General features: G+C 66.1%; 26 protein-coding genes, 1 tRNA gene and 4 pseudogenes. 16 read left to right on the top strand and 15 right to left on the bottom strand.

The window, feature by feature from the left end; genetic code table 11:
• Positions 1 to 217 precede the first annotated feature (217 nt).
• From Q2100_RS06050 to Q2100_RS06060, 3 genes and pseudogenes are all read right to left on the bottom strand, one after another.
• Complete coding sequence (locus tag Q2100_RS06050) at positions 218 to 718, bottom strand: TIGR02611 family protein (protein ID WP_302913252.1); 501 nt, start codon at positions 716 to 718, stop codon at positions 218 to 220.
• Positions 715 to 1,350 carry a PaaI family thioesterase gene (locus Q2100_RS06055; RefSeq protein WP_302913253.1) on the bottom strand — a complete coding sequence of 212 codons (636 nt, stop codon included), beginning with the start codon at positions 1,348 to 1,350 and terminating at the stop codon, positions 715 to 717. The genes Q2100_RS06050 and Q2100_RS06055 overlap by 4 nt, the downstream gene beginning before the upstream one ends.
• 24 nt (positions 1,351 to 1,374) lie before the next feature.
• A pseudogene (locus tag Q2100_RS06060) lies at positions 1,375 to 2,162 on the bottom strand (aldo/keto reductase).
• Positions 2,163 to 2,283: 121 nt separating this feature from the next.
• On the opposite strand from Q2100_RS06060, the gene Q2100_RS06065 reads away from it, so the two are divergent.
• Positions 2,284 to 2,781 (top strand): DUF1990 domain-containing protein, encoded by a 498-nt coding sequence (locus Q2100_RS06065; protein ID WP_302913254.1) that lies wholly within the window; start codon positions 2,284 to 2,286, stop codon positions 2,779 to 2,781.
• Here Q2100_RS06065 and Q2100_RS06070 read toward each other — a convergent pair.
• Entirely contained in the window at positions 2,768 to 3,856 is a 1,089-nt protein-coding gene (locus Q2100_RS06070; protein WP_264012317.1) for a hypothetical protein, read from the bottom strand. The genes Q2100_RS06065 and Q2100_RS06070 overlap by 14 nt on opposite strands.
• Before the next feature lie 60 nt (positions 3,857 to 3,916).
• On the opposite strand from Q2100_RS06070, the gene Q2100_RS06075 reads away from it, so the two are divergent.
• The 3 genes from Q2100_RS06075 (at position 3,917) to Q2100_RS06085 (ending at position 5,498) form a co-directional block, all read left to right on the top strand.
• The gene (locus Q2100_RS06075) at positions 3,917 to 4,630 is read left to right on the top strand and encodes an ANTAR domain-containing protein (protein ID WP_302913255.1); all 714 of its coding nucleotides are present in this window, start codon (positions 3,917 to 3,919) and stop codon (positions 4,628 to 4,630) included.
• 134 nt (positions 4,631 to 4,764) lie between these two features.
• Positions 4,765 to 5,166 (top strand): phage holin family protein, encoded by a 402-nt coding sequence (locus Q2100_RS06080; RefSeq protein ID WP_302913256.1) that lies wholly within the window; start codon positions 4,765 to 4,767, stop codon positions 5,164 to 5,166.
• The gene (locus Q2100_RS06085) at positions 5,163 to 5,498 is read left to right on the top strand and encodes a DUF3618 domain-containing protein (protein WP_269896115.1); all 336 of its coding nucleotides are present in this window, start codon (positions 5,163 to 5,165) and stop codon (positions 5,496 to 5,498) included. The genes Q2100_RS06080 and Q2100_RS06085 overlap by 4 nt, the downstream gene beginning before the upstream one ends.
• Before the next feature lie 9 nt (positions 5,499 to 5,507).
• Here the strand turns inward: Q2100_RS06085 and Q2100_RS06090 are convergent, their stop codons facing one another.
• The 3 genes and pseudogenes from Q2100_RS06090 to Q2100_RS06100 all read right to left on the bottom strand — a co-directional run.
• Positions 5,508 to 6,593: a glycosyltransferase family 87 protein gene (locus tag Q2100_RS06090; RefSeq protein ID WP_302913257.1), complete on the bottom strand. Its 1,086-nt coding sequence runs from the start codon at positions 6,591 to 6,593 to the stop codon at positions 5,508 to 5,510.
• A 233-nt stretch (positions 6,594 to 6,826) separates the two neighbouring features.
• Positions 6,827 to 6,949, bottom strand: a tRNA-Val gene (locus tag Q2100_RS06095).
• Between the two features lie 128 nt (positions 6,950 to 7,077).
• A pseudogene (locus tag Q2100_RS06100) lies at positions 7,078 to 7,275 on the bottom strand (hypothetical protein); the annotation flags it as partial.
• Between the two features lie 384 nt (positions 7,276 to 7,659).
• On the opposite strand from Q2100_RS06100, the gene Q2100_RS06105 reads away from it, so the two are divergent.
• Positions 7,660 to 8,217: a DinB family protein gene (locus Q2100_RS06105; RefSeq protein WP_407667584.1), complete on the top strand. Its 558-nt coding sequence runs from the start codon at positions 7,660 to 7,662 to the stop codon at positions 8,215 to 8,217.
• Between the two features lie 459 nt (positions 8,218 to 8,676).
• On the opposite strand, the gene Q2100_RS06110 is transcribed toward Q2100_RS06105, so the two are convergent.
• From Q2100_RS06110 to Q2100_RS31830, 4 genes are all read right to left on the bottom strand, one after another.
• Positions 8,677 to 9,339 carry an adenylate/guanylate cyclase domain-containing protein gene (locus Q2100_RS06110; protein WP_302913258.1) on the bottom strand — a complete coding sequence of 221 codons (663 nt, stop codon included), beginning with the start codon at positions 9,337 to 9,339 and terminating at the stop codon, positions 8,677 to 8,679.
• Positions 9,336 to 10,004: a methyltransferase family protein gene (locus Q2100_RS06115; RefSeq protein ID WP_328518110.1), complete on the bottom strand. Its 669-nt coding sequence runs from the start codon at positions 10,002 to 10,004 to the stop codon at positions 9,336 to 9,338. Before Q2100_RS06115 ends, Q2100_RS06110 begins: the two co-directional genes overlap by 4 nt.
• Entirely contained in the window at positions 10,004 to 10,630 is a 627-nt protein-coding gene (locus Q2100_RS06120; protein ID WP_302913260.1) for a class I SAM-dependent methyltransferase, read from the bottom strand. Before Q2100_RS06120 ends, Q2100_RS06115 begins: the two co-directional genes overlap by 1 nt.
• 151 nt (positions 10,631 to 10,781) lie before the next feature.
• On the bottom strand, positions 10,782 to 11,021 hold the full coding sequence (locus Q2100_RS31830) for a hypothetical protein (protein WP_407667585.1): 240 nt from the start codon (positions 11,019 to 11,021) through the stop codon (positions 10,782 to 10,784).
• An 80-nt stretch (positions 11,022 to 11,101) separates the two neighbouring features.
• On the opposite strand from Q2100_RS31830, the pseudogene Q2100_RS06130 reads away from it, so the two are divergent.
• From Q2100_RS06130 to Q2100_RS06155, 6 genes and pseudogenes are all read left to right on the top strand, one after another.
• A pseudogene (locus Q2100_RS06130) lies at positions 11,102 to 11,358 on the top strand (sterol desaturase family protein); the annotation flags it as partial.
• Positions 11,359 to 11,389: 31 nt separating this feature from the next.
• Positions 11,390 to 11,791: an ArsR/SmtB family transcription factor gene (locus tag Q2100_RS06135; protein WP_302913261.1), complete on the top strand. Its 402-nt coding sequence runs from the start codon at positions 11,390 to 11,392 to the stop codon at positions 11,789 to 11,791.
• Positions 11,788 to 13,752, top strand: a complete 1,965-nt coding sequence (locus Q2100_RS06140; RefSeq protein ID WP_302913262.1) for a heavy metal translocating P-type ATPase — start codon at positions 11,788 to 11,790, stop codon at positions 13,750 to 13,752. Before Q2100_RS06135 ends, Q2100_RS06140 begins: the two co-directional genes overlap by 4 nt.
• A gap of 53 nt (positions 13,753 to 13,805) precedes the next feature.
• A complete protein-coding gene (lspA, locus tag Q2100_RS06145; RefSeq protein WP_302913304.1) occupies positions 13,806 to 14,258 on the top strand; it encodes a signal peptidase II in 453 nt (150 codons plus the stop codon).
• Positions 14,255 to 14,848, top strand: coding sequence for a cadmium resistance transporter (locus tag Q2100_RS06150; protein ID WP_302913263.1), 594 nt, complete (start codon positions 14,255 to 14,257; stop codon positions 14,846 to 14,848). Before lspA ends, Q2100_RS06150 begins: the two co-directional genes overlap by 4 nt.
• Positions 14,849 to 14,906: 58 nt before the next feature.
• Positions 14,907 to 15,506 carry a TlpA family protein disulfide reductase gene (locus Q2100_RS06155; protein ID WP_302913264.1) on the top strand — a complete coding sequence of 200 codons (600 nt, stop codon included), beginning with the start codon at positions 14,907 to 14,909 and terminating at the stop codon, positions 15,504 to 15,506.
• A 117-nt stretch (positions 15,507 to 15,623) separates the two neighbouring features.
• Here Q2100_RS06155 and Q2100_RS06160 read toward each other — a convergent pair whose 3' ends face one another.
• On the bottom strand, positions 15,624 to 15,893 hold the full coding sequence (locus Q2100_RS06160; RefSeq protein ID WP_302913305.1) for a metal-sensitive transcriptional regulator: 270 nt from the start codon (positions 15,891 to 15,893) through the stop codon (positions 15,624 to 15,626).
• Between the two features lie 295 nt (positions 15,894 to 16,188).
• Between Q2100_RS06160 and Q2100_RS06165 the strand changes: the two genes are divergently transcribed.
• From Q2100_RS06165 to Q2100_RS06185, 5 genes and pseudogenes are all read left to right on the top strand, one after another.
• Complete coding sequence (locus Q2100_RS06165) at positions 16,189 to 17,568, top strand: MBL fold metallo-hydrolase (RefSeq protein WP_302913265.1); 1,380 nt, start codon at positions 16,189 to 16,191, stop codon at positions 17,566 to 17,568.
• A 129-nt stretch (positions 17,569 to 17,697) separates the two neighbouring features.
• Positions 17,698 to 18,470 (top strand): annotated as a pseudogene (locus Q2100_RS06170) (sulfite exporter TauE/SafE family protein).
• Between the two features lie 214 nt (positions 18,471 to 18,684).
• The gene (locus Q2100_RS06175; protein ID WP_328518111.1) at positions 18,685 to 19,200 is read left to right on the top strand and encodes an MPT63 family protein; all 516 of its coding nucleotides are present in this window, start codon (positions 18,685 to 18,687) and stop codon (positions 19,198 to 19,200) included.
• Between the two features lie 201 nt (positions 19,201 to 19,401).
• Positions 19,402 to 19,776: a BlaI/MecI/CopY family transcriptional regulator gene (locus Q2100_RS06180; RefSeq protein WP_302913267.1), complete on the top strand. Its 375-nt coding sequence runs from the start codon at positions 19,402 to 19,404 to the stop codon at positions 19,774 to 19,776.
• A gap of 567 nt (positions 19,777 to 20,343) precedes the next feature.
• Positions 20,344 to 21,123, top strand: coding sequence for a hypothetical protein (locus Q2100_RS06185; protein ID WP_302913268.1), 780 nt, complete (start codon positions 20,344 to 20,346; stop codon positions 21,121 to 21,123).
• A 53-nt stretch (positions 21,124 to 21,176) separates the two neighbouring features.
• Here the strand turns inward: Q2100_RS06185 and Q2100_RS06190 are convergent, their stop codons facing one another.
• The 3 genes from Q2100_RS06190 to Q2100_RS06200 all read right to left on the bottom strand — a co-directional run bounded on the left by Q2100_RS06190 (position 21,177) and on the right by Q2100_RS06200 (position 24,060).
• Positions 21,177 to 23,300 carry a heavy metal translocating P-type ATPase gene (locus Q2100_RS06190; RefSeq protein ID WP_302913269.1) on the bottom strand — a complete coding sequence of 708 codons (2,124 nt, stop codon included), beginning with the start codon at positions 23,298 to 23,300 and terminating at the stop codon, positions 21,177 to 21,179.
• Positions 23,301 to 23,384: 84 nt separating this feature from the next.
• A complete protein-coding gene (locus Q2100_RS06195) occupies positions 23,385 to 23,717 on the bottom strand; it encodes a metal-sensitive transcriptional regulator (RefSeq protein ID WP_302913270.1) in 333 nt (110 codons plus the stop codon).
• Between the two features lie 67 nt (positions 23,718 to 23,784).
• Entirely contained in the window at positions 23,785 to 24,060 is a 276-nt protein-coding gene (locus Q2100_RS06200; protein ID WP_302913271.1) for a YHS domain-containing protein, read from the bottom strand.
• Between the last annotated feature and the right edge of the window lie 11 nt (positions 24,061 to 24,071).

A 24,071-nucleotide genomic window follows, 5' to 3' on the forward strand; every position in this document is an offset into this window, starting at 1 on the left:
ACCGCGGCCGGGCAGTCCCGCCTCCCGGACCGCCGCCCCGGCGGTGGTCCCGGCAGCCACCCGGATCGGGGCTGCTGGGGCGGGACTGGCGGCGGCGCTCATCGCGGACTCTCCGTTGTGTCGAGGGTGGTCGGATAATTCAGGTCGCGACCATGCTATCGGGGTGCCGTCGGGGTCACACGGCACGCCCTGAACCCACTCGGAGCGCCGGATCGCCCTAGGAGCCCACCCCGATCGGGCTGTTCAGCCACGGATGGTCGATGCCGAAGAGTTCTCCGGTCCAGTCGACGGCGCCGAGCAGCCACAGCGTGCCGAACACCACCAGCGCCGTGAGCAGCCCACCCAGGATCTGCACCAACGCGCCCTGGCGGTGGAACCAGTCCATCACCTTGTCGTAGCGCTCCTTGGCGTACGCCAACAGCCGCCGCGCCCAATCGAACTCGGTGGCCAGAATGCCAAGGCCGATGAACACGATGGCCCAGCCGGGCCCCGGATAGGGGATCGCGAGGATGCCAAGCCCGAAGACGGCCAGCCCGATCACCCCGACGGCGATGCGGTAGAAGAACTCGACCCGCGGGCGCTCACGCAGCCGGTCCCGCCACCGCGCCCACCGGCGTTTGACCGCCGAGAACCGCGACTCGTCGGTGTCGGTCGTCTCGGTGTCCGTATCGGTGTCCGTCTCGGGGGCGGCCTCGTCGCGCTCCTGCGGCGTGCTCACGGCTGCCCCGGATTCAGCTTGACGAACAGCGCCTCGGCCTCGGCGAGCACGGCCTCACCGTCGAGCAGTCGGCCCGTGACGAAGATCTTGCGGCCCTCGATGCGGTCGATACCAGCTTCCACCTGCAACTTCCTTTCCACCGGGGCGATCTTGCGGTAGTTGACGTGCAGGGAGGCCGTGCGCTGGTAGCGGCTGCGGGTGAGCTTGTAGGCGGCGTAGCCGAGCACCGAGTCGAACAGCAGCGCCACCGCTCCCCCGTGCGCGGCGCCGTTGCGGCCCAGGTAGAAGCGGCGGAACTCGGCCTCCCCGGTGATCCGGTCGTCGTCGGTGCGCCTCAGCAGCATCGGCACCTGCAGGATGTTGCCGCGGTTGGGCAGATCCATGCGACGGCCCGACGGGGCGTGCCACTCGTCGGCGCGGTGGGGCGCCAGCAGTGCCGAGACCCGCTCGATGAGGTCGGCGGCCTCGCTGATCACCTCGTCGGGCGCGTCGACGCAGCGGGCGTCGTCCTGCAGGCTGCGCACGGCCTCGACGAATCTGCCGTAGTCGGGCCCGCCCCGGGTGGTCGGGACCGGGGGGTTGAAACCGCCGCCGGTCGCCGGTGTCGACGTCTGCGTGGAGTCGGTGCTCACCCCGTCACCGTATGGGTTGCGGGGTCAGCCGGCTTCGCCGGCACGGCTGAGTGTCTCGAACTCGTCGTCGGACAGCGTGATCTGCGCGGCGGCGACGTTCTCCTCGAGGTGGGCGACGCTCGAGGTGCCGGGAATCGGCAGCACCACCGGTGAGCGCTTGAGCAGCCACGCCAGGGCGAGCTGCGACGGTGTGGCGCCGTGGTCGTCCGCGATGCGCTGCAGCGGCCCGCCCGGTGCGGCCAGCGGACCCGCGGCGAGGGGGAACCACGGGATGAAGCCGATGCTCTCTTCGGTCACCTTGTCGAGCAGTGGTTCGGCGGTGCGGGTGCTGACGTTGTACATGTTCTGCACCGACACGATGGTGGCGACCTTCTGGCGGCCTCGAGCTGGTCGACGTCGACCTCGGACAGCCCGATGTGGCGGATCTTGCCCTCCTGCTGCAGCGTGCGCAGTTCCCCGATCTGGTCCTCGGCGGGGAACTTGCTGTCGATGCGGTGCAGCTGGAACAGGTCGATGGTGTCCACGTCGAGGCGGCGCAGGCTGGTCTCGCACTGCTGACGCAGGTAGGCCGGGAAGCCGAGCGGGGTCCACTCGTCGGGTCCGGTGCGCAGCAGGCCGGCCTTCGTGGCGATGACCAGCCCGTCGGTGTAAGGGTGCAGCGCCCGTCGGATGAGGTCCTCGGAGACATAGGGACCGTAGGAGTCGGCGGTGTCGATGAAGTCGACGCCGAGTTCGACGGCGCGGCGCAGCACGCGAATGCACTCGTCGGGGTCGGCGGGCGGGCCCCATACGCCCTTGCCGGTCAATCGCATAGCGCCGAAACCGAGCCGGTTGACGGTCAGATCGCCGCCGAGGGAGAAGGTTCCGGATGCGCTTGCGACGGTTTCGTTGGCCACGACAACGACCGTACGCCGCGGGTGAGAAGGTGGCGGGGTGAAGCTCAGCGACCTCGCCGGACTCGAGTTGACCTACGACGAGGTGGGCGCCACCGCCGGCCCGTTGCCCGCGGGTTACCACCACGTGGAGGAGTCGGCGGTGATCGGGAGCGGCAGGCGGCGCTTCGAGGAGGCCGGCGCGGCGGTGATGCGGTGGGGCATGCTGCGCGGGGCCGGCGTGCGGGTCGACGCGAGCTCGGAGGTTGCCGAGGTCGGGTCCGAGGTCGTGGTCGGCGTCGGGCCGGTGCGGGCGCCGTGCCGGGTGGTGTACGTGATCGACGAGACCGACCGGCGCGGATACGCCTACGGCACGCTGCCCGGCCATGCCGAGTCGGGTGAGGAGTTGTTCTCCGTGCGCTTCGACCCGGCCACCGATCAGGTGTACGCGGAGGTGCGGGCGTTCTCCCGGCACGGCACCTGGTGGAGCAGGCTGGCCGCGCCGGTGACGTCGCTGATGCAGCGCATCATCACCCGGCGCTATCTCACGGCGCTGTAGGGACCGGGGCGTCCCGTTCGGAGGCCGGGAGTTCGGCGTGCGCGGCGACGTCGAGGTGATACGACACGACAGCCAGCGTGAACAGCCCGATCGACAGGTTGATCAGCGCGGCGAAACCTTCGGTGGCGAAGTCGACGAGCGCGTTGAGGAACGTGAACAGCAGTGCGGCGTTGCGCAGCCACCGCAGCGGCCACGCCTTGTCCGTGCGCCTGCGCGCGATCATCGCGGGCAGCGCCATCGCCGAGGTGAGTGCGGCGCTGACGACCAGGATGACCGACGCGAGGCTCGTCCCGTCGAGGTGCAGTGTCAGATCGTCGTCCTGATAGTCCCAGCCGCCCAGCGCGATGCCGAGCAGGCCGAGGACCAGGCTGCCGAGTGCGCCGACGACGAGCAGCCAGCCGACCACCGCTATCCACCGGGGGCTGCGGAAGACGCCCGGGATCAGCCGCGGCGCCCACTGCTGCAGGCGGTGCATGCGGTCGCCGGCCGGGTCGGCCGAGTGCAGCAGCGACCGGACGTGACCCACGTCGGCGGGGTTCGCGCCGTCCTGCTGCGCCCGTTCCACCAGCACCAGCCCGATGCTGCGGCGGTGGTCGGCCAGGCCGCGGGCCACCCCGTCGGCGGCGATGGCGGCGGCCGAGGCCAGGCATTCGCGCCCCGACAGCGGCCGGAAGTCCCGGAACATCCGAGCGCCGACGAGGATCAGCACCACCAGCACGTACATGATCTCGGCGGCCGGGCCGTAGAAGTAGTCATTGTCCTTGGTGACGAACTTGCCGACCTCGTCGAGGAACAACCCGAACCCGATCCCGCCCATGACGACGGCGACGATGCGGGTGCCCGCACCAAGTGTCAGCCACCCGAGCAGCAGCGCCAGCATCATCAGCGCGCCGCCCCACAGCGCATGCGCGATGTGCAGGTCACCGCCCCCGACCTGGGGGTAACCGGTCAGCTGCAGGTAGAGCCGGGTCAGCAGAATCGTGGCGATCGCGATGAGGACGAACGCCTCGGCCGCGCCGGGGCCGGTGGCGTTGCGGGTGATCGCGCCGCGGGGGGTGTGACCTGGGTTCTTCATGGGTCCTCCCCGTGTCGCAGCGCGTATTGTTGAGCAACCTATCGGAGGAGACGCTTCAGGATGGTGCTGGTGAACGAGCCAACGGGGGCGGAGGGCACGCACCTCCGCATCGCCGAGATCGTGCAGGAGCTGCACGGCCGGTCGGACACGGATTCGGAGGCCGTGCTCGCCGAACTCGTCGAGCACGCCGCCGTGGAGATCCCCGGTGCGCAGTACGCCGGCATCACCGTCACCCGCGACGCCCGCCACATCGACACCCCCGCGGCCAGTCACAAGTGGCCGATGATGCTCGACGAGATCCAGCAGCGTCACAGCGAGGGGCCGTGCCTGACCGCGGCATGGGACGAGAAGACGATCCTCGTCGACGATCTCGAGCAGGATGACCGCTTCCCGCTCTACCGCCGGGATGTGCTGGAGCAGACGCCGATTCGTACGATCATGTCCTTTCAGCTGTTCATCGCCGACGAGACGATGGGCGCACTCAACGTCTACGCCGAGGAACCTGGTGTCTTCGGCGTCGAGACCCGCGACATCGGCGTGGCCTTCGCCGCGCACTCCTCGGTGGCGTGGAACTCCGCGCGGCGTGAGGACCAGTTCAAGCGGGCGCTGGCCAGTCGCGACATCATCGGCCAGGCCAAGGGCATGGTGATGGAGCGCTACGGCGTCGACGCGGTGCAGGCGTTCGCGTTGCTGCGCAAGCTGTCACAAGATGCGAACGTGCCGCTGGCCAAGATCGCCGAGGATCTGATCGAGACGGCGCGGACGGCGCACTAGCCGTCTGCGCGCGCCGTCCGATTCAGCTACCGGCGGCTTGACGTCGTCGTCAGCCGGCACGCGATCAGGGGTTTGCACGGCGTCCGCCCGGGGCATGCCACCCGCAGACAGGCAATGCGGAGGTTGGGTGTGTCATGAGTGTGGAATCGAAGCCGGGCGCCGACGCGTCGGTCGGCGAGTTGATGAGCCAGCTGTCGGCGCAGACGTCGCGGCTCGTGCGTGACGAGCTGAAGCTGGCACAGAAGGAATTTCAGGAGTCTGCCAAGCACGCCGGAATTGGTGCTGGGCTGATCAGCGCAGCGGGACTGTTCGCGGTTCTCGGCCTGATGACCGTGATCGCCGCGGCGGTGGCGGCACTGTCACTGGTGCTCGACGTGTGGGCGGCCGCGCTGATCGTCGCGGTGGTGCTGTTCATCATCGCCGGCATCGCCGCGCTGATGAGTAAGAAGCAGGCCGAGCAGGTGACGCCCGCGGCGCCCAGGACCGCAGAAACCGTGAAGGCCGACATCCAGGAAGTGAAGGACGCGCGCAAATGACCGCACCTGAGCCCAGCCGCCCGGAACCCGGCCCCGACGCCGGCGTCGAGGACATCGAGAAGGACATCGAGGCCACCCGTCAGGAGCTCGGCGAGACGGTCGAAGCGCTGTCGGCGAAGCTCGACGTCAAGCAGCAGGCGAAAGACAAGGTCGAGGACACCAAGGCGCAGGCGAAGGCCAAGGTCGATCACGCCAAGCACGCCGCCGTCGACAAGGCGCACACCGCGCAGCACGCGCTGGCCGACAACCCGAAGAAGTCGGTGCCGGTGGCGGCGATCGTCGTGGCCGTCGCGGTGGCCGCGGGCATCATCGTCTGGCGACGGCGCCACTGATCTCAGCCGCTATTGGCGGCTGACGGGGCTTTCCTCGTTGGATGTGATTCGGCGCGCGGCGATCACGGCGCCGATCATCAGTGCGATTCCCGTGATGACTTGAGCGTTGCCGACGATTTGGCGAACGACGGCCTCGAAACCGGCCGCGTCCGCGCCCTCCAGTAATTTGTGCGGGCCGACCAGGAACACGATGGCGGCCGCTGAGAGCCATGGCCGCCAATGCCGGTGTGGTGGGGCAACGATCAGCGGAATGAGGAAGACGACGTAGGCCCAGTGATGGGTGACCGCCATCGGTGCCGCCAGCAGCGCGGCCAGCGCGACCACGGCGGTCGCCTCGACATCCATTCCAGCCCCCGTGAATCGGCGAGCCGCGAAGACGGTCGCCGTGATGATCGCGACGACACCGAACGACCAGAGAACGTGTTCGGCGGCGCCGGTGGCACCCAGTCGGGTGAGCAGACCGGTGAGGGCCTGGTTGCGGCTGAAGTCGTGACCGCCGGCGCGCTCGGTGTTGAAGAATTCCGTCGTCCAGAAGTACACCGACTCGTGGCGGCGGACCAGGTATCCGATCACCACCGTCGCAGCGAACGTGGCGACTGCTCGGGCCACCCCAGCGAAGTCACGCCTGAGCAGCAGTACCAATCCGAACGCCGCCGGGGTGATCTTGACGCCGGCCGCGATACCGATTCCCATCCCGCGGAATCTGCGGGGAAGCACTCCGAGGCAGTCGGCGACCACCAGCGCCGCCAGCACGATGTTGACCTGACCGAACTCGAAGTTCGACCTGATCGGTTCCAGCACGAGCACCGGCCCGAGCGCGGCCATGGCGGCCCAGTTCGGCGACCCGACATGCAGCCGATCGAGGATCGCGCGCAGGATCCACCACAACAGGAACAGGTTGAGTGCGCTCCACACGATCTGCAGCACCAAAAGGGGAACCGCCGCCATCGGCGCGAACAGGATCGCCGCGAACGGCGGATAGATGAACCGGAAACCCGATGCGCTCGGGAACTGATCGGAATACAGCGGCAGGTTGTTGACGATGGCGAAGCCCGCGTCGCGGAACACCGACAGGTCCATCAGCGGGTATGTCACCGCCTGCACCATGTACCGGACGCACATTCCGATACTCAGGAGTGAGGCGACCACCCAGGCGGCCCGTTGCCACAGCTGTCGGCGCGAGCGACCGTCCTCCCGCACAGGGCGGCCGTCCTCGGCGACTCGAACCACCGGCGGGCTCTCCACGATGCGAGCGTTACCCCCGAATGGTCGTCGAAAAACCGGGTACAGCGAGGTCGCGTCCCCGCTACTGATCTTGCGGGGCTTGATGGTGGTCCCGGCTGGTTTCGAACCAGCGACCTTCCGCGTGTGAGGCGGTTCTCGCCTCCACGCTGATTCGTTTATGCTGGTCGGCGCCTTGCGGATAGTTGGATTTGGACCCATTAGAGCACCTGGTCCGAAGGTTTGGCCCGATTTTGGCCCTATAAAATGGAGGGAAGATACCGACAATCTACGTGGTTTCCGCCGGTGTGCGATCCGCGTGGACGGCGCGAAATCTTCTCTCTGCACGGTGCAGCTACTAGCCACCGAAGAGCAGATAGAGACCCGCGAAGGCGTACCCCACCCTTGTGAGCATGAGCGCCAACTGCCCGGTCACCCGACGCTCGACCGGGAGAAGCCGGAGGGCGCTGTCGTGTGCGGCTATGACGGCGACAACGTGGCCGGCGACAACGCACGAGATCTTCATGGTCGACAGCACCGCCGGGTTCTGTGACAACCATCCTTGCCCTCCGTCAGCCGGGCTCATTTCGAACAAGACCCTGGGTCAGGCAACCGGATGAATGTGTCGTGGCCCCCCTCGTCCAAATATGCCAAGCCAAGGCGCCTCGCTGTGGTCCGTTATCAGAATCCGTGATTTCTACGCCGACGCGGATGACGAGCGCACCAACAGATTTGCCAGTATCGGGATAAAGCCTTCACGCCACAATCAGCAGCGCGATGACCTGGAGTAGTGAGACCCGATGAGCGCGCCTGAGGTTCATAGAAGTCATCGGCGGTCGACCCTGAACATCAAAAGTAGCCACCGCTTGGGCGAGCGCCGCGGGCCGTCGCGAAAGCGGGTTCGTCCGCGCCGCGATTGGCACAGCGCCATATCAAGCTAATGCCGCAGAATGGTGGAGTGGGAACTGACGGAACCTCGATCGACCGCGCGGACATCGTTGCCGACCTCGAGCGAGCGCGAGCGGAGTTTCATCGGCTGCTTGCGGCGGCTGACTGTTACGACGTGTGGACGAAGCCAACTCAGGGCACGCGTTGGACCAACGAGCAACTGCTTTTTCACATGGTCTTCGGCTACATGGTCGTGCAGCGACTGCTCATGTTGGTGCGCATGTTCGGCCGACTTCCTGGCCGAGCGAGCGCAACCTTTGCGTGGATGCTGAACGCGGGTACGACGCCATTTCACATCGTTAACTACTACGGCTCCTGTGCTGCCGCAACGGTGTATAACCGTCGGCGGATGGGACCCAAGCTCGACCGAGTTGTTCTCTCGCTGGAACGAAAAGTGATGCGAGAAAGCGACGATTCGCTGCGCCGGGGGATGCATTTCCCACCTGGGTGGGATCCGTATTTCACCGGCTACATGACCCTGAAGGATGTCTATAGCTACCCGGGGCGGCACTTCGACCATCACACCCGTCAATTGACGTTCGGGGCTTGATTCGCAACGTTCAACGACACGAGGCTGACCATCCCGCATTGCCCAGCGCCCGCCGAGCACACGCCTCGGTCGCCTCCGAGGAGGTCGAAGGTACCGATTCGAGTTCAACGGCGCTGAGATGTCGCTGACTCGAGCAGCAAGCGTGTGTAGGCCGCTCATCTACCAAGCCAGGGGCGATGATCTCGACTGTCCCTTCGGTGACTCGAGGTGTGTCGACCATGCCGCACAGTGCTTGGCGAGGATCGTACTGGGTGGGCGACAGTCAGCGGGACAGGTGAGCAACGGCTGGCGCCGCCCTTCTTCTGCACCACGTCAACGTAGGTAGTTGCGGCGAACCGACAATGAGTCACCAAGGGCTGTGCCGGTGCGAGCAGATAGTGGGAGCGGCCGCTTCGGCCCCGGCAGGTACGTGTCGGTGGCGTTTTTCCGGCACGGTGCAGCCCAGGCCGACCGGGTCCCTCATGTGGCGGCATCGGTTGTGTAATTCGTGGGATTCTTGGAGAACCGTTCGGCGCAACGGCCAGAGCAGAACCAGATGTCTTGATTCTCGTGACGCAAGTGATGACTGGTTGTGCGGGGGTCGATTCGAGCACGACAAACGGGATCAACGGGGTACCGGGGCGCTGGCAGCGACGCGCGGTACATCGCCATCGGGGACGTGATGTTGCGAAGCGCGGTGATGCCCAATGCGTATGCCGTCAGACCCAAGTTTTCGCATGCGTGTACTACCGGCTCGGTGACTACCGCCTGGCCGGCGCCAGCGAGTGCCGTGACGCGCGCGGCGGTATTGACCGCGTGCCCGAAGAAATCGTCGTTGCGTCGGACGGCGCTTCCGTGGTGAATTCCGACTCGGAGCACGAGGAAGCCGTCTTCGGCAGCGGCGCGGTCGGCCAACGCCACGATCGTCGCCATCATCTGGTCGGGACTGGGGGCGTGCAGCATCACGGTGTCACCCATGCTTTTGACCAGGTCGACATGAGGGGTGAGCGCGTCTTGTGTGAGATCCACCAGCCGCCCAGCGAGGTGTGCGGCTTCCTCGTCGCCGCACATCTCAGTCAGGGCGGTGAAGCCGGACAGATCGACGAAAGCGAACGTTGCGTCGTCGGTGGTGATCCCGTTCATGGCTGGCCGTTTCCACTCGCGTCGGTTGTCGTTGCGGTCGACCTGTACGACAAATTGTCACGAACTTGTAGACGCCCGATCCCTGGGAGGAATCGGCCGGCGGTTGCGGTGTACTGGGCATAGGGCTCGCCGTGGAGGCGGTGTAAGCGCGGCTCTTCGACTCGCCGTACCTGGGTTTCGATACCGAACACAGTAAGGACCCAACCGGTCAACGCGACCACGTTGGGGACCATGAGCGTCAGGCCGAGCAACGCGACGAGCACTGCGGTGAAGATCGGATTGCGCACCCACCGGAACGGGCCGGTGGTGACCAAACTGGTGCGTTCACGGTCGTCGACACCGATCCGCCACGATGAGCCCATCGCCATCTGGGCTGTGAAAGCGGCCAGGATGCCGATGACTGCCAGGATGACGCCGAGCAGTTGGACGGGAGGATGCAGGGAGCTCAGAGGAGGAAGGCCCAGCCAGTGCGCGAGCGGGCCGCCAACACCGACTGTGAGGTAACCGATGTCGGTCGTGGTCAGCGCAAACCATCCCAGCGAGCCTCGCGGTGACAGCGTGCGCCGGTTCCCACTGTCACCGGTGCGGTGACGCTGGATCAGGGTGCGCAGCAGCCCACATATCAGCATCATTCCCAGGAACAGGCTTACTGCGGCGGCGGCCATCACCGTCCACCACCGTCGGCCACCGGCTTGGAGGCCACGCCCAGCAGGTAATCGCCTTGAATACGGTTGACCGATCCGAGGATGAGCAGGCCCTGCCGGCGCAGTTCGTCGACGAATTGTTCGGCGGTGAATCGGTCGCCGATCGGGTGGTCGAACAGTCGCCGGTAGGTCGGGCGGTCCAGGGCATGAGCGGTGACCTCTTCGAAGTAGAACCGCCCGCCGGGCGCGAGCACCCTCGCGGCTTCGGCCACCGCGGTACGCCACTGCGGGATGTGATGGATGATGCCGAAGTCGAACACTGCGTCGTAGGCGTCGTCGTCAGCGTTGAGCGCGGCCCGAAGATCGGTGGCGCTGCCACTCACCAGGCTGACCCGGTTCCCATAAGACGCCAGCCGCTTTCGTGCCCGATCGATCATCGCCGGATCTAGATCGAGGGCATCGATCCGGTCGGCGCCGAAGCGTTGCAACACCAACTCTGATCCGTAGCCCGATCCGCAGCCGATTTCGAGTGCTGCGCTCCCCGGCGGGAGCCGGCCCCCGATTCGCAGCAGTACCGGCACCTCGTAAAAGCGTTGGAGCCACCGCCGAGGTTGCGAGTTGATCAAGGCGGTCTCGGTCCAATTCATCAACACCACAGGACCCCTTTCTCCCCGGCACCCATCGCTTCGCGGGTGGCATCGCCGATGAACGATCTATCTGTGACGCTATCATCGTTTTATGACGATGAATAGCGTCGGTAATGAGGGCGCTGGACCGCGTTGGGGCGGGGACGCCCTGCTACGTCCGGGAGTGTTGGCCTTCACCGGGTCGATAGGCGTCACCGATGCCCATGCCCACCATGCCGTCCAGGTGATCGTCGCGACAACGGCCGTCACGGTGCTCGACGCGGATGGCGAACGGCATCGAGGCAGGAACCTGGTGGTGCCCGCGGACGCACAGCATCGGATTGAAGTCGGCGCCGAGCAGGGCACCGTGGTCTTCCTGGACCCGGAGTCCGCGCCGGGACGGTCCGCTCATCTTCGGGCGGTTCGCTCCGGATGGACGGTCGTCCCCGCGCTGACTGTCACCGGTCGACGTGCGCTGGCCACCGTGACCCCAATGAAGGTCACCGCTTCCACCACCTCAAATGGGCCGGCATCGGCGACGTCAACTTCGGCCTGTTCACCCTGCTATGGGACCACCTGCCTACGACCCCACCCGCCGCTTCGACTCCACCCAACTCGGCATGGCCGCCAAACCCGACAACCCCAGCACCTATCTCCGCCAGATGCTCTACCCGTTCACTCGGGGCGGTGGCTGCACCCTGACAGGCAATGCCCGCTCGCAGCAGGCACAGACCCACCCCCCGAAGTGACGTATCGCTGAGAGCCGTTTATCATCGTCGTATGGCGATGAATAAGGCAGATGGATGCCTATCCGCCCCTGGGACCTCCAGCCTCGACGCTGCGGTGGCGCTGTTTCACAGTCTCTCCGACTCAACACGGCTGGCGATCGTGCGCCGTCTGGCCGACGGGGAGGCGCGCGTCGTGGATCTCATCGGCGAGCTGGGCTTGGCGCAATCCACCGTCTCGGCGCATGTGGCGTGTCTGCGCGACTGCGGGCTGGTGATCGGTCGGCCCGAAGGCCGCCAGATGTTCTATTCGCTGACCCGCCCGGAACTGATGGACCTGCTGGCTTCAGCGGAGACGCTGCTGGCTGCCACCGGCAACACGGTGGCGCTCTGCCCCAACTACGGAACCCGCGCCCGCAGGGTCGCGACGATCGACAACGAGGAGTCCCCCCGATGAGCGACGCCTGCGGCTGCGGCAACGACGAACCCCGCAGCGCCGAAGATCAGGACGAGCCCGAACGACTGTGGGAAATCAAGGAATTGCAGTTCGCCGCCATCTCGGGCGTATTCCTGCTGGTCGCCCTGATCGCTGGACTCGTTGACGTCCCCGAGCCGGTCGTGCGCGCCCTCGAAGTGGTCGCGCTGCTGACCGGCGCCTACACCTTCGTGCCGTCAACCCTCAGACGGCTGGCCAAGGGCAAGATCGGCGTCGGCACTTTGATGACCATCGCCGCAGTGGGCGCGGTGATCCTTGGCGAGGTCGGTGAGGCCGCGATGCTGGCCTTCCTGTTCTCCATCAGCGAAGGCTTGGAGGAGTATTCGTTGGCACGCACCCGCCGCGGATTGCGCGCCCTGTTGTCGCTGGTGCCTGACGAAGCGACCGTGCTGCGTGGCGGCGGCGAAAAAACAGTTGCTCCTGCCGACCTAGAGATCGGTGACCGCATGGTGGTCAAGCCGGGCGAGCGTGTTGCCACCGACGGCATCGTCCGGCAGGGCCGCACCGCATTGGACGTCTCGGCCATCACCGGCGAGTCGGTCCCCGTGGAAGCCGGACCCGGTGATGAAGTGTTCGCCGGCTCCATCAACGGCACCGGGGTACTGGAGGTCGAAGTCACCACCACCGCCCAGGACAACTCACTGGCTCGCATCGTGCGCATCGTCGAGGCCGAGCAGTCCCGCAAGGGCGCGTCCCAACGCCTCGCCGATCGCATCGCCAAGCCGCTGGTACCGGGCATCATGATCGCCGCGGCCGTGATCGCGGCGATCGGCAGCCTGTTGGGTGACCCGGCCACCTGGATCGAACGCTCCCTGGTGGTGCTGGTGGCTGCATCACCGTGCGCCCTGGCGATCTCGGTGCCAGTCACCGTGGTCGCCGCCATCGGCGCCGCCAGCAAGTTGGGATCACTGGTCAAAGGCGGCGCTGCCTTGGAAGGGCTCGGCCGAATCCGCGGCATTGCCCTCGACAAGACCGGCACGCTCACTGCCAACCGGCCCGCGGTCATCGAGGTCGCGACCACCAGCGGCACGACGCGCGAACACGTGCTGGACCTGGCCGCAGCATTAGAATCGCGCAGCGAGCACCCGCTCGCCGCCGCGATCCTGGCCGCGGCCGGCGAGGTCACCCCCGCCTCCGACGTCGAAGCCGTCACCGGTGCCGGGCTCACCGGACGGCGCGACGGGCACACCATCCGGCTAGGCCGCCCCGGCTGGCTCGACCCCGGCCCACTGGCTGGCGACGTCACCCGAATGCAGCGGGCCGGCGCCACCGCAGTCCTCGTCGAAGACGACGGCCGCGTCATCGGTGCCATCGCCGTGCGCGATGAGCTGCGCCCCGAGGCCGCCGAAGTGATCTCTCAACTGCGGCGCGACGGCTACCACGTAGCCATGCTCACCGGCGACAACCAGGCCACCGCCACCACGCTGGCCCGCGACGTCGGGATCGAAGCCGTGCACGCCGAACTGCGCCCCGAGGACAAGGCACGACTGATCGAACAGCTACGCACCCAACGCCCGACCGCGATGGTCGGCGATGGCGTCAACGACGCTCCCGCATTGGCCACCGCCGACGTCGGCATCGCGATGGGCGCGATGGGCACTGACGTCGCCATCGAAACCGCCGACGTAGCGCTGATGGGCGAAGACCTGCGCCACCTCCCGCAGACGTTCAGCCATGCCCGCCGAGCCCGAGGGATCATGTTGCAGAACGTCGGCCTCTCCCTCGGCTTGATCATTGTGCTGATGCCGCTGGCGCTGTTCGGCATCCTCGGACTCGCGGCAGTCGTACTGGTCCACGAACTCGCCGAGATCATCGTCATCGCCAACGGCGTGCGCGCCGGACGTACCAAACCGCTGGCCTCCGCAGCGGTTGGACAGCCAGCCAACGAACTACGCACTTCAGCGGTGGGCGCGCCGTCGTGACAGCCGGCGACCCCACCGGCTCCCGAACACGTGTGCTCCGAGCGCGCGTCACCCTGGCCGCCGTGGCGGTGATCGCCGCCGGATTGGACCTGATACTCAAGTCGTGGGCCAACCGCACGCTGACCGACGGCAGCACAAGAGAATTCGGTTTACTCCAACTTCGACTAGCTTTCAACCCCGGGGTGGCGTTCAGTCTCGGCAACACTGTGCCCCCCGCAGTTCTGCTCGGCGTCACAAGCGTGATCGTGATCGCACTCGCGGTGTTCGCCTTCCGATTCACCCGCAACGCGGCGTTGCCCTTCGTGGTGGCACTGGCCGCCCTACTGGGTGGCGCGGTAGCCAACCTCATCGACCGCGCCGCTGATGGTGTGGTCTCCGATTACCTGCACACAGGGTGGTTTCCCACCTTCAACCTCGCTGACGTCTTCGTCGTCACGGGCGCTGCCGTACTCGTTATGGCGAGCCTGCGCACAAGCGAGACCGGCAACACGGGAGGAGCAGCATGATCCTGTCGTCGATCCTGCCCGCGGTCGGCCTGTTCATCGTCACAAATATCGACGACATCATCGTGCTCTCGCTGTTCTTCGCCCGCGGCGCAGGACAACGCGGCACAACGGCCCGGATCACCGCGGGCCAGTACCTGGGATTCGCGGGCATTCTTGGCGCGGCAGTCCTCGTCACGTTGGGCGCCGAAGCGTTTCTGCCGCCGGAGATCACCCCGTACTTCGGGCTCATCCCCCTGGCCTTGGGACTGTGGGCGGCATGGGAAGCCTGGCGTGACGATGATGACGACGACGACGACGCGAAAGTCGCGGGCAAGAATGTCGGCGTCTTGACCGTCGCTGCAGTCACATTCGCCAACGGCGGAGACAACATCGGTGTCTACGTCCCGGTCTTCCTCAGCGTGGGGCCCGCGGCCGTGGTCGCGTACTGCGTCGTCTTCCTGGTGCTCGTCGCGGTCCTGGTCCTCGCCGCCAGATTGGTCGCCACCCGCGCGCCGATCGCCGAGGTCCTCGAGCGCTGGGAACACGTTCTTTTCCCGATAGTTCTGATTGGTCTCGGCATCTTCATCTTGGTCAGCGGCCTCGCCTTTTGAGAGTTGAACAGTCTCGCTCGCAACCCGTGGATACCAAATTGGCCCTCGAGGAGGACCTGTGACTAGCCCTAGGCGATCTGGCGCCGTCATCGCAGGCCTGGTCGTGTTGACCACAGCGCTGTTGACCGGATGCAGCACCGGCGAGAACGCTGTGGCACAAGGCGGTACGTTCGACTTCGTCTCTCCGGGCGGCAAAACCGCGATTTTCTACGACCCCCCCTCCACACGAGGCACCATAGGCGATCTGCGCGGCCCAGACTTGTTCACCGACGAACAGATTCAGCTCTCGGACTTCACCAGCAGGGTCGTCGTCATCAACGTGTGGGGCTCCTGGTGTGCGCCATGCCGCACCGAAACTCCCGAACTGGAAACGGTTTACGCCGAATATCGCGACCGAGGGGTGCAATTCCTGGGTATCGACGTACGCGACAACAGGGACACCGCACGTGACTTCGTCACCGACCGCAACGTTGGCTACCCTTCCATCTACGACCCATCGCTGCGCAGCCTGATCACCCTGGGACGCAACTATCCGACCAGCGTGGTCCCCACCACGATGGTCCTCGACCGCCAACACAGAGTCGCCGCGGTTTACCTCATGGCACTGCTGGCCGAAGACCTGCGGCCGCTACTCGACCGGGTGACGACCGAGCGCTGACGCGCTCCGCGCACGACCAGCTGCAGATTCGCCGCTGGTCAGCGGGGATCACGTGGATTGTTAGGCCAGAGGTGCCCGTCTCGACGGTCCGCAATTCCGATCAGTCCTCTGCCGAGGCTAGGCGAGCGCGAGGAAAAGCTTCTCCAGTTCCGCTTCGGTCATCGGAGTGTCGGCGCCGGACTGCTCACCGGTGACACAGTCTCGCAATCCCGTCGCGACGATCTTGAAGCCGGCGCGGTCAAGCGCGCGAGAAACAGCGGCCAACTGTGTGACGACGTCTTTGCACTCACGTCCTTGCTCGATCATCGAAACGACGCCGGCGAGCTGGCCCTGCGCCCTGCGCAGTCTGTTCAGGACTGCATCGATCGCCTCTTGGTCTCCGACCATGGTCATTCCTTTCGTCGCCGCTACCAGATTACCCGTGGGGGTATTCGGCAGGCTGGTCAACCATCCCGTGCGCATCGTCATTCCCGTCCCAAAAGGGCCGGTGTCAAACGCCGCCGGGCATAAGTGGATGTCCCGCCGCTTGCCATCCTATACCCCTGGGGGTATTGTCGTCGACAACAGCGGCATACCCCCGGGGGTATAGGTCGCCTGGGACTAGATACCCCGGGGGGTATCGTAGGTATGTACAGCGGGCCGCCGCGAATCGGTGCCCGACTCGGTTTGAGAGGAATGGTCGATGATCTTGGAGCAGTACTACATCGAGTGTCTGTCGCATGCGTCGTACCTGATCGGCGATGAAACCACCGGTCGCGCTGTCGTGGTCGATCCGCGCCGCGACATCAGCGATTATCTGGCAGACGCGCGCAGCTTCGGTCTGACGATCGAAGGGGTGATCAACACCCACTTTCACGCCGACTTCGTCTCCGGGCACCTGGAATTGGTCGATGCGACCGGCGCGTGGATCGGGTTCGGTGAGGCCGCCGAGACCGACTACCCAATACGCCGGCTGGCTGACGGGGAGCACGTGTCGCTGGGCGAGGTGGACCTGGAGATTCTGTCGACGCCGGGCCACACCTGGGAATCGATCAGTGTGCTCGTTCGCGAGCGTGCCGGGGCCGAGCCGGTGGCCGTGCTCACCGGTGACTCTTTGTTCATCGGTGATGTCGGCCGCCCAGATCTGGCCAACATCGGTGAGAGCTCGACCACTGACCTGGCTCGAGCGATGTACCGCACGATCCACCACAAGCTCATGCTGCTGCCGGACAGCGTGACCGTGGTGCCCGCGCACGGGGCCGGCTCGTCGTGCGGAAAGAACCTCTCGACTGAACTCACTTCGACCATCGGTGAACAGCGGGTGCGCAATCCGTCGGTGCAGCCGATGCCCGAGGATGCCTTCGTCGCGATGCTGACCGCGGGTCAGCCCGCCGCACCGGCGTACTTCGCGTCCGACGCGGCGATGAACAAGCGCATTCACCCCCTTTTGCAGGCCGACCGCACTGTGCCCGAGATGGCGCCGCAGCAGATCCGCGCAGCACTCGACGCGGGGGTGCGGGTGCTCGATGCCCGCAGCGTGGAGGACTTCGCCGCTGGGCACCTGCGCGGGACGGTCAACGTCGGCTTCGACGGCCGGTTCGCCGAGACTGGCGGCATGGTCGCCGACGTTGGTGAGCAGATCGCCCTGATCACCTATCCCGGTGAAGAGCAGCAGGCGGCGCTGCGGCTGGCGCGTATCGGCTCCGACGACGCCATCGGCTACCTCAACGTGAGTCGCGACGGGCAGTTCCCGGCTGCGCTCGCCGACCTCGTGCAGGCCGCACCGCGTACGACGGTCACCGAACTGGACAAGCTGCTGGCCGAAGGAGCGGTGACGCTGATCGACATCCGCAACCCGGGTGAGCGCGAGGGCGGCGCCATCCCCGACTCCCTGCACATCCCGCTTGCCCATTTGCGTCTGCGCCTCGGCGAGGTGCCGGCCGGCAAGCCGATCGTCGTGCACTGCGCCGGTGGCTGGCGCTCCAGTGTGGCTGCATCGTTGTTGCGCGCCAACGGCATTAGGCAGGTATCCGACTTGCTCGGAGGGTACAACGCGTGGGCCGACGTCCACGCCGCAGTGTGACAAGACACACGAAGGAAGGACTTCACAGGATGTGTGACGCCGTTACCTGCCGGGTGTGTGGCAAGGCGACGTGGGATGGGTGCGGCGCCGCGATGATGCGGCGCCGATCGAACGGGTAGCGGAACTGTCATGGCGATCGCGATAGGCCTGGCCCTGGGTGCGCTGACCGGCGTACTGCTGGGTCTGCTCGGCGGCGGCGGGTCCATTCTCGCCGTTCCGGCGCTGGTTTACGGGATGGGTTTCGACGTCGAGCAGGCGATACCCATCTCGCTGATCGTCGTCGCCGCGGCCTCAGCGGTCGGGATGCTGCCCAAGATCCGCGCCAAGCAGGTGCGGTGGCGCATGGCCGCAATCTTCGCCGCCGGCGGTATACCTGCCACGGTCGCCGGTAGCGCCATCAGCGCGCACCTGCCCCAGTCGGTACTGATGATCGGATTCGCGGTGGTGATGGTGGTCGCCGGTATCCGCATGCTGACCGACCAGGGCGCCACCGGCACGGCCTGCAAGATCGACGCGGGCCAGGTCAACTGGCGCCGCTGCGCACCCCGATCGGTCGGTGCCGGACTCCTGGCGGGTTGCTCACCGGACTGTTCGGCGTCGGCGGTGGCTTCCTCATCATCCCGGCACTGGTGGTGGTCCTCGGTGTCGAAATGTCTACGGCCGTCGGCACTTCGCTGCTGATCATCGTCGCCAACTCCGTCACCGGCGTCTTCTCTCACCTCCAGGGAATCAACGTCGACTGGCAGGTCACCGCCGCCTTCGTCGCCGCCGCGATGGCCACCTCACTGGTTGCCGGATACTTCGGCACCAAGACCAACACCACCCGGCTGCAGCGCTGGTTCGCCTACCTGGTGTTCGCCGTCGCCGCCTACGTGCTCGTCGACACCCTCATCTTCAGCTGACCGGGATCGAAGGAGCAGGAGGTGGACGTCGCGAACACGGAAACCTTCGGACTCGGATGAGGGCAGCTCCCTTGTCACCACGCCATGCCGATCGACTTCGAGCATCATCTACTATCTCGGTACGAACATAGGAGATGCCGGGCGGTCGGTGACCGGGGCGCGGTAAAAGGAGCCAGACGTGCGCAAGTTCTCTCTGATGACGGTTGTGGTGGCGATGGCGGCGATGCTGGGGGTGAGTTTTGCCGGGGTAGCGTCGGGGGCGGAGAACTGTGCGCACCGCTTCGGGTCGCATCAGCAGGTCGCTGATGGCGGTGGCATGCAGGACTGGTCGGTAACGGATTTGAAGAAGAGCAGTGACGTGGCGCCAGGATTCCCGGTGGCCGGGCAGCTATGGGAGGCGACCGCGACGGTGACGGCGATCTCGGGCACCTCGACGCCAGTGATCCCCAACTTCAACGCGACATCTGACGGCGGGAACTACCCGGTGCTGTGGCAATTGGCGACTCCGCAAGGCATCTCCGCTGCCACGTTGGCTCAGGGTCAGACGGCGACCGGCAAAATTTACTTCGACGCCACCGGCGGGGACCCCATGGCCGTCATCTATAGCGCTGGCGGCGCGAAGCCGCTGATGTGGTGCTGCAGCGAGGCGATGATGGCGATGCCGATGGACACGTGCATGTGTTGCGCCGACATGAAGGAACCGTGCCCATGCTGCGCGGGGAAGATGTAACGCAGCACTCAAGCGGCACAAGAGCCCAGCTCAAGCGCGCCCTCAGGCGGTTCCGTTCAAGAACGCCTTGGCTACTATTTCGGTACCGAGATAGTAGTTGGCGCGCGTCGCGCCGGTAATCGCGATCCAGGACCCCCACCGACGAAGACCGGCCGCAGCGAAGAGCCATGCACGGCATAGTGAGCGGAAGAGGTGGTATCGGTGCGGGTGTTCGGTGAGCTGGAAACCGTGGTGATGGCCCAGCTGTGGGCCACCGACGGACAAGGCACCGTCCGGGAGGTGGTCGATCAGCTGCGCGCCGACCGCGAAGTCGCCTACACCACCGTGCTCTCGACGATGGAAAACCTTCACCGCAAAGGGCATCTGCGACGGCAACGCGAAGGCAAGGCCTACCGCTACCGCACCACCCTGAGCCACGCCAAACACATCGCTGGACTGATGCGCGAAGCCCTCCGCAACAGCGAGGAGGACACCACCGCTGTTCTGATGCACTTCGTCGACGAAATGAGCCCAGAGGAACTAGCGGGGCTCGAGGACGTGATCCGGCGCCGCGGCTCAGGGACTTCCAACCGATGAGCCTGGCCGTGTGCCTGCTCGCGAACGCGATGTGCTGACGGTGCTGGGCCCTGCCGTGTTGTCGCGGGCGCGCCGGTGCCGCACCACGACTTGGCATAGGTGCCTAACTGGCTGTGACGGGAAGTGTGCTGATGTCCGCGGCGGCGATGCTCATGTCCCAGACCGTCGCCTCCTGGGGTCGGATCGGTGCGGTCCTGACCCGGGTGCATCGCCGGTCTGGATTTGATCGTGAGCGGCGGGTACGGCCAAGTGGTGCAGGTCGGCGTCCTCGGCGAGCATCCTGGCGGTGGCCACGCCTGGCACTCGCGCCGCGCTCTGTACGAGTCGAGAAGGCGGCAACTGCATGCGCGCGAAGCCCTAGCCGTGATCGACGTAGATCTACAGTAGGTGGCGGCCGCTGATGGTCGCCGCCGCCCCTCGCTGCTTAGCCAGGACCTCTGAACGCTAGAAGAACCGCTCTGGCGGGGAGTGGCGCGCTGACGGAAAGGATGACGGAAGAATCTCGGTCAAGTTGAGATCTGATGTCGCATAGTTGCCGGCCCAGACGGTGCTGTCATCATCGGACGAGTGGCGCCCACAACAGCAACGAAGACGGACAGCAGGCTGGCGGCTCGCCTTGCCGCATTGGCCTCTATCGGCGCTTCGGTGATCCACTTCGCCGTCGTGCCGAATCATTGGCGAGAGTGGATGCTCGCGGGGCTGTTCTTCGCCGCGATCGCGTCGTCTCAGCTTATTTGGGCACGGGTGGTGCTAACCCGAACTACAGCTCCAGTGCTCGCCGCCGGCATCCTGCTCAACGTGGGAGCCATTGCGCTATGGGCCTTATCGAGGACTGCTGGATCCCCGTTCGGCCCGAACGCAGGGCAGCCGGAGTTAGTGCAAGCCGCCGACCTCTGCGCACTCCTGTTACAGATCTACGTCGTGATGGGTGCTGGGTGGGTGTTATACCGAGGTCCGCAAGGCGAGCACGTATCAACCTTCGTCAGCGCCGTTATCCTCTTGGGCGCAACCGGTGTCGTGGCGCTGGCGTCCACCATTGGAGTCGCTTCGGGGATACGGCACGGCCATCACGCCCCAGCGAGCGCAGACGCCGATCACCATGGGACGGCGAACGAGGATGCCCCCGGTGACCACCACGGCACTGGCGCCGAACCGGCGGAGGAAAGCCATCCCGGCACGGAAATCGGGCCGGTGAACAGCCCCGACGTTGGCCATCCAGAGTCGGTCATTCCGCCGGCGGTGATTGAGCCTGCCGAGGAGCTGACGGCGCCTGCACCGCCGGCGGCTCCGCCGCCATCTACGGTTCCCTCGCAGGAAAGGCACGGCGATCACGATCACGGCGGATGACGCTGAGGTGCCCGTGCGGGGTTGAAGCACACTCTGCGGCGGGCTACGCGGAATCAGCGATCGAGGACCGCGCGGGTGCTTGACTCGGGACTCAGGTCGAGGCTGCGCAACAGTTGTGCGTTGAGCGCCACGACGATCGTCGACAGAGACATCAGGATTGCGCCGACTGACATCGGGAGCACAAATCCAATCGGTGCGAGCACACCGGCAGCCAGAGGCACCGCGATGAGGTTGTAACCCGCTCCCCACCAAAGGTTCTGCTTCATCTTGCGGTAGCTAGCGCGGGACAGCTCGATCACCGACAGCACCGAGCGAGGGTCCGAACTGGCCAAGATAACACCGGCGGAGGCGATGGCGACGTCGGTGCCGGCGCCGATCGCGATGCCCACGTCGGCCTGCGCCAACGCGGGAGCATCGTTGACACCATCGCCGACCATCGCCACCTTCTTGCCCTCACGCTGCAGAGCAGAGACCTTCGACGCCTTGTCCTCCGGGCGTACGCCGGCGAACACGCGATCGATGCCGAGTTCCTGGCCCACCGCTAGGGCGACCGCCTCAGCGTCACCGGTGATCATGACGACCTCGACGCCGAGCTTGTGCAAGGCATCGACCGCTTCGCGGGATTCGGGGCGGATCTCGTCGGCCAGGCGCAGCCCGCCGAGCACAGTGCCGTCGCGGACGACGTGCAAGATGATTGCACCCTCCTCCCGCCACGCGTTGGCGGTGCTGACTTCCTGTCCGCCAATCTCGTCGAGCAGGCGGGGGCCGCCCACCCGGATCTCGCGCTCTCCAACCGTGGCAGTCACCCCAACCGCCGGAGAGGAGGAGAAGCCGCTGGCGCGCGGCACAGTGAGTGCGCGCTCCTTGGCGGCTCTCACGATGGCCCGCGCCAAAGGGTGTTCACTGTCAGCCTCGGCGGCGGCCGCCAGGGCCAGCACGGTGTCGTCGTCGAGGTCACCGCGGGCCTCGATCGCAGTCACGGTCGGCTCACCCTTAGTCAGAGTGCCGGTTTTGTCGAAGAGGACGGCGTCGACGGTGCGCATACCTTCCAGTGCCAGGCGATCCTTGATCAGCACACCTCCCCGCGCGGCGCGCTCCGTGGCGATCGACACCACCAGCGGTATCGCCAAGCCCAACGCATGCGGACACGCGATGACGAGCACGGTGATCGCCCGGACGACGGAGGCGTCGGGATCTCCGACAATCGACCACACCGCGGCAGTGATGGCGGCGGTCGCTAGGGCAAACCAGAACAGCCAGCCCGCCGCCTTATCGGCGAGGCGCTGGGCTCGCGAGGACGAGTTCTGCGCCTCGGTGACCAGGCGCTGGATTCCCGCCAAGGCGGTATCGTCGCCGGTGGCAGTGATTTCAACCCGCAGCCCGGAATCGGTGGCGACAGTCCCAGCCGTCACCGCATCTCCGACGCCGCGGGCCACCGCCCGCGATTCACCGGTCACCATCGACTCGTCCATGTCCGCACGTCCGTCGACGATTCTGCCGTCGGCGGGGACGCTGCCACCGGGTCGCACGACCACCAGATCTCCCACCTGCAGATCGGCGGGCGCGACGGTGATGACGCGGTCGCCGTCGACCTTCTCGGCCTCATCGGGAAGTAGCGCGGCCAGTGAGTCCAGCGCGGAGGTGGTCTGAGCCAGGGAGCGCATTTCGACCCAGTGGCCGAGCAGCATGATGACGATCAGCAGCGCCAGTTCCCACCAGAATTCCAGTTCGTGGTGGAGCAGGCCCAGGCTCGCACCCCAGGAGGCGAAGAATGCGACGGTGATGGCCAGACCGATGAGCAGCATCATTCCCGGTTTGCGGGAGCGGACTTCGCTGACGGCGCCGGTGAGGAAGGGGCGACCGCCGACGATGTACATGACCGTGCCCAGTAGTGGCGCGATCCAGCGGCCGCCGGGGACGTCGGGCACTGCGTAGCCGAGCAGCATGGCGAACATGGTCGAGAACGCGATGACCGGTATGGCGATGATCAGGTTGATCCAGAACAGCTTCCGGAACACAGCAACATGATCGGCGCCGTGGCCGGCATGACCCCCGTGGTCAGCATGGTTGTCGTGGTGGACGTTCGTGTCCTGAATGGCGTGCACGCCGTGGCCGTCATTGTCTGCGTAAACGTCGGCGTGCGATGTCGCTATGGCGTGCTCATCGTGGTTAGTCATGTTGTGCTCTCCTTGAGGAGTCTCACGTGTCGGTTCGCGCGGCTCTGTAGCACCGCGGCGGCGTCGGTGCACCGCCGGTGTGGGTCATGACCGCACGAGTCGGGCGATGGCTTCGGATGCTTCGGTGAGTTTGGCGTCGGCGGCCGGTCCCCCGGCGGCAGCAGCGTCTCGAACGCAGTGCCGAAGATGGTCGTCGAGCAGCGCCAGCGCGACGCTTTGCAGGGCTTTGGTCAGCGCGTCAGCTTGGGTGAGGATGTCGATGCAATAGCGTTCCTCCTCAATCATCCGGCTGATGCCGCGGGCCTGGCCCTCAATGCGTTTCAAGCGTTTGACGTATCTGTCCTTTTCGGTGATGTAGCCGTGGTGGACCGAACCCGATGCCGGGCAGTCGGTGACGTTCTCGTCGACGTGAGTCATGGCAGATCCTTCGTGCTGTGAGCGGGGGCGCCGCTACGAGCGATGCGGCGCGGGGTCCGGGATTCAGTCACGCCGCGCTGGCGTACTTGTCGGGGTCTCGGTCGAACCGCGGTCCACATCCTTTGCAGCAGAGCCAATACCGTCGGCCGCGGTAGTCGCGGAACAGGCCCGCGGCTTCGGCGGTCGTCTTGTTCACTGACGTGCCGGGCATCACCGGGCATGTCGTCTCGTCCGTTGCGGGGTCGAGGAGGTTTGTGGCCGCAGGATTGGTGACCATCGTGCCGAGGTCTTGTGTCGAGCCGCTGCAGCAGCAGCGCGACGTCAGGCTCTTGTTGTCGGACATGGGTACTCCTT

Source organism: Mycolicibacterium arseniciresistens, assembly GCF_030519285.1.
Classification (GTDB): Bacteria; Actinomycetota; Actinomycetes; order Mycobacteriales; family Mycobacteriaceae; genus Mycobacterium; species Mycobacterium arseniciresistens.